At 70.0% G+C, this 6,881-nt stretch carries 8 protein-coding genes; 2 read left to right on the top strand and 6 right to left on the bottom strand.

Translation table 11 applies throughout. The annotated features are described in order from the left end of the window. Positions 1 to 210 precede the first annotated feature (210 nt). Both MO1_RS02495 and MO1_RS02490 read right to left on the bottom strand, forming a co-directional pair. The gene (locus MO1_RS02495; protein ID WP_036310155.1) at positions 211 to 504 is read right to left on the bottom strand and encodes a hypothetical protein; all 294 of its coding nucleotides are present in this window, start codon (positions 502 to 504) and stop codon (positions 211 to 213) included. A gap of 62 nt (positions 505 to 566) precedes the next feature. After that, on the bottom strand, positions 567 to 1,514 hold the full coding sequence (locus MO1_RS02490; protein ID WP_060915127.1) for an alpha/beta fold hydrolase: 948 nt from the start codon (positions 1,512 to 1,514) through the stop codon (positions 567 to 569). Between the two features lie 100 nt (positions 1,515 to 1,614). Between MO1_RS02490 and MO1_RS02485 the strand changes: the two genes are divergently transcribed. After that, positions 1,615 to 2,379, top strand: coding sequence for an alpha/beta fold hydrolase (locus MO1_RS02485; protein WP_060915126.1), 765 nt, complete (start codon positions 1,615 to 1,617; stop codon positions 2,377 to 2,379). A gap of 5 nt (positions 2,380 to 2,384) precedes the next feature. Here the strand turns inward: MO1_RS02485 and MO1_RS02480 are convergent, their stop codons facing one another. From MO1_RS02480 to MO1_RS02470, 3 genes are read right to left on the bottom strand one after another with little or no spacing between them, the layout of a single operon-like run. Beyond that, positions 2,385 to 3,239, bottom strand: a complete 855-nt coding sequence (locus MO1_RS02480) for a polyphosphate kinase 2 family protein (protein WP_082724353.1) — start codon at positions 3,237 to 3,239, stop codon at positions 2,385 to 2,387. A gap of 55 nt (positions 3,240 to 3,294) precedes the next feature. Next, complete coding sequence (menD, locus tag MO1_RS02475; protein WP_060915124.1) at positions 3,295 to 5,094, bottom strand: 2-succinyl-5-enolpyruvyl-6-hydroxy-3-cyclohexene-1-carboxylic-acid synthase; 1,800 nt, start codon at positions 5,092 to 5,094, stop codon at positions 3,295 to 3,297. Between the two features lies 1 nt (position 5,095). Further along, positions 5,096 to 5,491 carry a PLDc N-terminal domain-containing protein gene (locus MO1_RS02470; protein WP_036310163.1) on the bottom strand — a complete coding sequence of 132 codons (396 nt, stop codon included), beginning with the start codon at positions 5,489 to 5,491 and terminating at the stop codon, positions 5,096 to 5,098. 76 nt (positions 5,492 to 5,567) lie between these two features. On the opposite strand from MO1_RS02470, the gene MO1_RS02465 reads away from it, so the two are divergent. Beyond that, positions 5,568 to 5,891, top strand: coding sequence for a DUF4229 domain-containing protein (locus tag MO1_RS02465; protein ID WP_036310165.1), 324 nt, complete (start codon positions 5,568 to 5,570; stop codon positions 5,889 to 5,891). A 3-nt stretch (positions 5,892 to 5,894) separates the two neighbouring features. Here MO1_RS02465 and MO1_RS02460 read toward each other — a convergent pair whose 3' ends face one another. Then, positions 5,895 to 6,875: a 1,4-dihydroxy-2-naphthoate polyprenyltransferase gene (locus tag MO1_RS02460; RefSeq protein WP_060915123.1), complete on the bottom strand. Its 981-nt coding sequence runs from the start codon at positions 6,873 to 6,875 to the stop codon at positions 5,895 to 5,897. Positions 6,876 to 6,881 lie beyond the last annotated feature (6 nt).

Here is a 6,881-nt window from a genome sequence, read left to right as displayed (position 1 = left end):
ATCTACCGCGAAGACGCACCCACACCGGCCGTCGCGTTCACCCCTGCCGACCCACCGCCGCTGTCAGAACCCGCACCGTTCTGAGCGAGCGCGCCCACATGACGGCGAGCCGCGGCGTCCCGGCCTCGACGTCGGCGATCGATTCCCTTCGACCCGGCCGCGCACGACATAGGCGCAGTGCATGCCGTCACGGTCAGACGTCCGCCGCCGTCAGCGGGGTAGTTGAGGCGACCCCTGCGTGCGCTGCTCACCGCGGCGCCGGGCGACGAACGGCACGCTCACACCGATAGCGGTGACCGCGAGGAGCGCCACGAACGACCACGTCATGGCGCGGTAGGCGCCGTCGAGCTCGGGGGTCGTGGCAAGACCGGCATCGCCTCCGGGAACCTGATCCACGAGGACGGTCGCGGTGATCATGGCCGACGCCAGCACGACGAGCAGCGTCGCGGCGATGAGTCCCGCCACCACGATCCACGCGACGAGCGCCCGGCGTTGCGAGAACATGTCATCCCTCCCCGGCCACGGCGTGGCACGGTCCCCCGCCGCACACTACCCAGTTCCCCGCGTCAGCGTCGGTCGACCTCGGCGAGGAAGGAGTCCATGTCCCGAGCGATCTGCGGCGAGTTCGCGTAGTGCAGGTAGTGATCGCCGTGCATCTCCACGAGGATGCCGTGGGTCACCGAGGCGGCCTGCTCCCGGTGCAGGCCGACCCACCCCTCGACGTCGGTGTCGTCGAGGCGCACGAAGAGCAGCACGGGCAGATCCACGGGGAATGATCGACCGGCGGCATCCCGGAAGTTGTCGGCCGCGTGGGCCATCTCGTCGACCATCGTCGACGCCGCGGAATTCTTTGTGGCCAGCAGCCCCATCTGCCGTTTCGTCTCGGCGGTGAACGGCGTCCCCGCGTAGGGATCGGGCGACACCGCTCGGATGGCACGCGTGATTCCCAGGTCGTTCAGGGTCGCGATCAGGTCAATCGGGATCGGCTCCTCGCCGCCGGGCTGCCCGGGAACGCTGCTGTCGATCCCGACGAAGGCCGACACCTCGTCGCGGAACTCCTCGACGTACGTCAGTGCGTAGAGCCCCGAGATCGAGTGGGCGGCGAGCGCATACCGCGCGACGCCGAGCTGGGCGAGCGCCTCGTGGACCTCCGCGACGATGTTGGCCGTGGTCCGCGGCGCGTCGGTCTGATCGCTCAACCCTGTTCCGAACGGCTCCACCGCGATCACGCGGTACGTGTCGTCGAGCTCATCGATGAGCGGCGCGAAATCGAGCCCCGGTGCGGCCGTCCCGAGGCCCGGCAGCAGCACCACGGTGTCCGCGTGATCGCCGCTGATGACCACATTGAGCTCACGATCGCCGACTCGGACCTTCTGCCCGTACGACGCGATCTCCGAGGCTTCGATGCTCGTCGCGACGGCGTTCACACCGGCCGTGGCCATCAGGCCGAACGCAGGGAGGCCGAGCACCACGACAAGGGTGATCACGAGGGCTTTCTCGACAGACTTCTTCACCCCCTCAGCCGACCAGCCGGGCACCGGAAGCGACAGTCTCAGACGTCACCACCTGCCGTGACATGTGTCACCAGTTCCGGGCCGACGCTAGCCTCGAGGCATGACGGTGGTCCTTCTGCACGGCTGGCCCGGACTCCCGGCCGATTACGACGCCGTCCTGGCCGGACTCCCGGACGTGCGCGTGATCGTCCCGGACCTGCGAGGAATGGGCGCCGCGTTCGACGGAGTCGTTCCGGTAGAGGCATCCACAGCCCAATCGCACGCAGACCGTATGCTCGCAAGCCTCGACGACGCGGGCATCGGCGGCGGCGTGGTCATCGCCGGTTACGACATCGGCAGCCGGATCGCGCAGGCGGCGCTGCAGACGGACCCCGACCGGTTCGACGGCGCGGTGCTGACGCCCGCGTATCCCGGAATCGGCGACCGGGCGGCATCCCCCGCCCTCGCCTCAGTGTTCTGGTACCAGCACTTCCACCGCGAACCGATCGCGGCAGAGCTCATCGACGGCGACGAGCGCGCCGTTCGCGCATACCTGACGTACCTCTGGCACGAATGGCGAGCGGATGCCGCTCCTCCCCCGCACCTCGATCAGATCGTCGCGGCCTACGCACGGCCGGGGGCGTTCGCCGCGAGCCTGCAGTGGTACGTCGCGAACCGCGGCTACGCGGCTGAAACCGGACCGATCACCGTGCCGACGACCATGCTGTGGCCCGACCGCGACCCCCTGTTCCCGCTCGAATGGGCCGACAACCTCGCTCAGCACTTCACGGACGCGCGGTTGAACGTCGTCGAGGGGTGCGGGCACTTCGTCCCGGTGGAACGACCGGATGCCGTCATCCGCGCCATCCGGTCCGCCCTCCGCTGATCGACTCAGGTCGCCGCGAGCCGCGCCTTCTCGGCCTCGACGTCGAAGTCGGCGACCGGCCACTGCGGATCGATGCGCTTCAGCACGTCGAGAAGGAGCGCCTGCACCGCCAGTCGGGCGTACCACTTGTGGTTCGCGGGCACGACGAACCAGGGCGCCTGGTCGGTTGACGTTCGCTCGAACAGCGCCTGGTACGCGCCCATGTACGCCGGCCAGAGCTCGCGCTCGTCGACGTCGCCGGGGTTGTACTTCCAGTGCTTGTCGGGGCGGTCGAGACGTTCACTCAGCCGCGCCTTCTGCTCGTCGCCCGAGATGTGCAGCATGACCTTCACGATGTGCACGCCACGCTCCGTCAGACGCTGCTCGAAGTCGACGATCGCGCCGTAGCGTCGCTCGATCTCGTCCGCGGGGGCGAGCTGGCGCACCCGTCCGATCAGGACGTCCTCATAGTGCGACCGATCGAAGACGCCGATGTACCCGGCACCCGGCACCTCCTTCTCGATCCGCCACAAGAAGTCGTGGGTCAGCTCTTCAGCCGTCGGCTTCTTGAACGCTTTCAGGTGCACGCCCTGCGGGTCGGTCGCCCCGATCACGTGACGGACGATGCCGCCCTTGCCCGCGGAGTCCATCGCCTGCAGCACGAGGAGGACCGACGGCGAATCCGGCTGCGTCCGGCTCTGCGCGTAGAGCCGCTCCTGCAGCTGATCGAACTCTTCCGCGGCCGCGGAGAGGTCGGCCTGGCCGGCCTTCTTGCCGCCGCCGTACCCGGGAGTGGCTGCCGGGTCCACATCGGCGAGGCGGAATCCGGGCCCGACCCGCAGCAGCGTCGACGGCGAATCAGTCCAGTGAGCGTCAGTCATGCGGCTCATCCTGCCGTGCCGCGAACGTCCGCGCGACGGTCTTGCGGATGCCGCACTATCGCGTCAGCGGGACTTCGATGATCTGGCGCCCACCGGCCGGGGACGTCAGCGCCTGATCCAGCGCGCCGCGCGTCGTGATGCGCTGATACTCCCACCCGTAGGCCCGGGCGAGCTCTTCGATCCGCGCCGTCTGCGGGGTGTACTGCACCCGGTCGAACGCGTGCGAACCCGCGACCCCGGCGACCTCGAGACCATCGAAGATCGTGCCGCCGCCGTCGTTGCCGACGACGACCTGGATTCGCGGCTCGGGCTCGGCCGCCGAGTGCAGCAGAGCGCCGACATCGTGCAGGAAAGCGAGATCGCCGAGCAGGACCCGGGTGACACCTGGCGCGGTGCCGTGTTGCGAGGCCGCGGCGATGCCGAGACCCGTTGCGATGGTGCCGTCGATTCCCGCGAGCCCCCGGTTGGCGTGCACGGGCACCTTCTTGCCGCTCAGCAGTTCGTCGGCCACCCGCACCAGCCGGGACGACCCGAACACCAGCCGGTCGTGGGGCCAGCTCGCGCGCCACAGCGCGTCGACGAGACCTGCCCGATCGACGGGAGCACGAATGGCGCCCAGCTCGGCGGAGATCGCTCCGAGCCGTTCGGCGGGGACCGCGGACGACAGCGCGTCGGCGTCGGGCGCCGCCGGGCTGAGGTCGACGACCTGATCGCGTGACGCGCGCATCCACGCCCCGAGCCAGTCGCGGTCTCCGCGGTGCGGCGCGGTCACGCCGTCGACGGCGACCGTCGTGCCGTTCAGGTTCAGCTGCTCGCCTGGCCCGCGGACGGCCAGGACCTCGATTTCGCTTCGGCTGAGCAACCGTGCGACCTCGCGGCTGAGGGTCGGGTGCCCGAAGACGACGACGCGCTCGATGCCGCCACCGAGTTCCGGGTCGGACAGGAGCCGGCGATAGCCGTGCACCAGGTGCCGTCCGAAACGGGCACCGCTGACGATCTCGGCGATGAGCGGAAAGCCGCCCTCGTGCGCGAGCTGCTCGGCATCCGCTCCCGCGTCCGCACCGGCGACGACCACCGTGCGTGGCCCGGCCTCCAGGGCGACCGGCTCTGCCTCGACGACCTCGATGGCAGCGCCCACACCGCCGCCGCCTTGATAGTGAGCGCCCCAATCCGCTTCGATCGATTCCACATCGACCGACTCGGCATCGACGCCCGGCGCCTCGGATGCCGCGACGACGGCGGCGGCGGACGGCAGCCACGCGGGCAGCTCGCCGGCAAGCGGCTCGCGGGAAGGCACGTTGAGGTGCACGGGTCCGGCGACGCGGGATCCGACCCCCGTTGCGGCATCCCAGCCCTCGTCGGCGGCGGCTCGGAACGGGGCGACCTCATCGGCGTCGACGGCGGCGGCGAGCGCCTCGGCGACGGGGAGGTCGGCTTCGTGGCGGACGAAACCGGAGAACATCCCGGGCTGACGCGTCGCCTGGTTGGCGCCGATGCCGCGGAGCTCCGGAGGACGGTCGGCGGTGAGGAGCAGGAGCGGCACCCCCGAGTGGTGGGCTTCGAGGACCGCGGGGAGGAAGTTCGCGACCGCGGTGCCCGACGTGCAGATAACGGCCGCCGGCATCCGGTCTTCGCGGCCGATCCCGAGTGCAGTGAACCCGGCCACGCGCTCGTCGATGCGCACGTGCAGTCGGATCAGGCCGCGATCCTCGAGCTCGGCGGCCACGAGGGCGAGCGCCTGCGAGCGCGACCCTGGCGAGAGCACGACGTGCCGAAGCCCACGCTCGACTAGGCGGGTCAGGAGCGCAGCCGCCGCATCGGTCGCGGGCGCCCGGCCGGGTCCGTCCGTCGCCATGTCAGGAGCGCGAGCCGCGCGACTGCTCGTCGGTGTCGTCGTCGGTCGGCGGATCCGCGGGAGTGTCACGCGGATCGGGGGCTTCCGAGTCGAGCGCGGCGAGTTCTTCCTCGAGACGACGGATGCGCTCGTCCTGGTCGCTCGAGGTGCCGATGCGACCGAGGAAGTCGGGGTCGTCGTCGGGAGCTCGGAACACGACGCGCTGAGACGATGCCCGAGCACGACCGATGACGAACCAGAGGACGGCCCCCACGACGGGCAGAAGCACGACGATGAGAAGCCAGATGGGCTTGCTGACGCCGCGATGCCGGGTCGGCGGCTGCAGCGCGCAGTCGACGATGCTGTAGACCCAGAACGCGGTCAGCAGCAGCGCCAGAACAAGGTAGAAGCGCGCCATTCCTCCATCCTAGGCGCGCTCGTGCTCCCCGAGGCGGCAGGGCAGCCGCTCAGGCGGACGCCCGTAGAATGGCCATATGCGTGCCCGGTCCGCCCTTGTTTACGCGCTGCTGCGGCTGCTCGCCTTCTTCGTCCCGTTCGGGATCATGATGCTCTTCCCGGTGCTGCGCGAGCAGTACTGGCTCGCCGCGATCTTCGCCGCGCTCATCGGGCTCAGTCTGTCGATGCTGTTCCTCCGCCGCCCCCTCGACGACGTGTCGATCGGCATGGCGGAGCGCCGCGCCGCACGCCGACAGAACGACAGTGACGAAGCGGTCGAGGACGCCTTCCGTGAGGAGAACGACACGGACGCCGCGGGCACGACGCCCGGGCAACCGGCATCCGACGACACCGCTCGCTGAGCGTCAGACGGCGACGTACGCCCAGAGGATGAACGCGCTCCAGGCGAGCGATGCCAACGAGCTGAGCTGCAGGGCGACGAGCAGCTCGCGCGGGGTGCGGTACGTCCACACGATGAGCGTCGCCGACAGGGTCACGAGCAGCACGAGCAGCGACAGCCACGCGATCGGATAGAACGGCGCGAGGACGAACACGGTCGCGAACGGCACCAGCATGAACACGGTGAACAGCACCTGCGAGACGCGCTTGCCGACGAGGACCGTCAGGGTGCGCTTGCCGGCGATGCGATCCTGGTCGATGTCGCGGAGGTTGTTGGTGATGAGCACACCGCACGCGAGCGCGCCGACGCCGATCGAAGGGATCCACGACTCCTGCGGCGCCGAGCCGACCTGCACGAACGTCGTCCCGATCGTGGCGACCGGCCCGAAGAAGACGAAGACGAAGAGCTCGCCGAGCCCGAAGTAGCCATAGGGGCGTTTTCCGCCGGTGTAGAACCATGCGGCGACGATGCACACGGCACCGACCGCGAGCAGCCACCAGTGCTGCGTGCGGATGACCACGGCGATCCCGACGATCGCGGCGATCGCGAAGAACAGAAGCGCGGCGAACAGCACGGCTCGAGGGGTGACCCGGCCCGACGCGGTGAGCCGTGCCGGACCCACACGGTGATCATCGGTGCCGCGGATGCCGTCGCTGTAGTCGTTCGCGAAGTTGACGGCGATCTGCAGTGAGACGGCGACCACGAGGCAGCAGAGGGCGAGCACCCAGTGGAAGCCGCCGCCGACGGCGATCGCGGCGCCCGTACCGACGATGATCGGGCTGATCGCGAGCGGCAGCGTGCGAAGCCGGGCTGCACCGATCCAGTCGCGTGCCGTCACGGGAGCGGGCTTCGACGGAGCCGACGAGACGCGCGCCTTCGCGGGGTTGCCACGCGGCGCGGTGCGCTTCGGAGCGGGCTTTCGGGGGGTCTTCCGGGATGCTGCCACGAGCAG

This window comes from Microbacterium oleivorans NBRC 103075, assembly GCF_001552475.1.
Lineage (GTDB): Bacteria > Actinomycetota > Actinomycetes > Actinomycetales > Microbacteriaceae > Microbacterium > Microbacterium oleivorans.
Note: the sequence above shows the minus strand (reverse complement) of the source record. Positions and strands in the feature narration are given on the sequence as shown.

Coding starts and splice junctions, on each gene's coding strand:
- MO1_RS02495 (WP_036310155.1), bottom strand. CDS start 504: ATGTTCTCGCAACGCCGGGCGCTCGTCGCGTGGATCGTGGTGGCGGGA.
- MO1_RS02485 (WP_060915126.1), top strand. CDS start 1,615: ATGACGGTGGTCCTTCTGCACGGCTGGCCCGGACTCCCGGCCGATTAC.
- MO1_RS02480 (WP_082724353.1), bottom strand. CDS start 3,239: ATGACTGACGCTCACTGGACTGATTCGCCGTCGACGCTGCTGCGGGTC.
- menD (WP_060915124.1), bottom strand. CDS start 5,094: ATGGCGACGGACGGACCCGGCCGGGCGCCCGCGACCGATGCGGCGGCT.
- MO1_RS02470 (WP_036310163.1), bottom strand. CDS start 5,491: ATGGCGCGCTTCTACCTTGTTCTGGCGCTGCTGCTGACCGCGTTCTGG.
- MO1_RS02465 (WP_036310165.1), top strand. CDS start 5,568: ATGCGTGCCCGGTCCGCCCTTGTTTACGCGCTGCTGCGGCTGCTCGCC.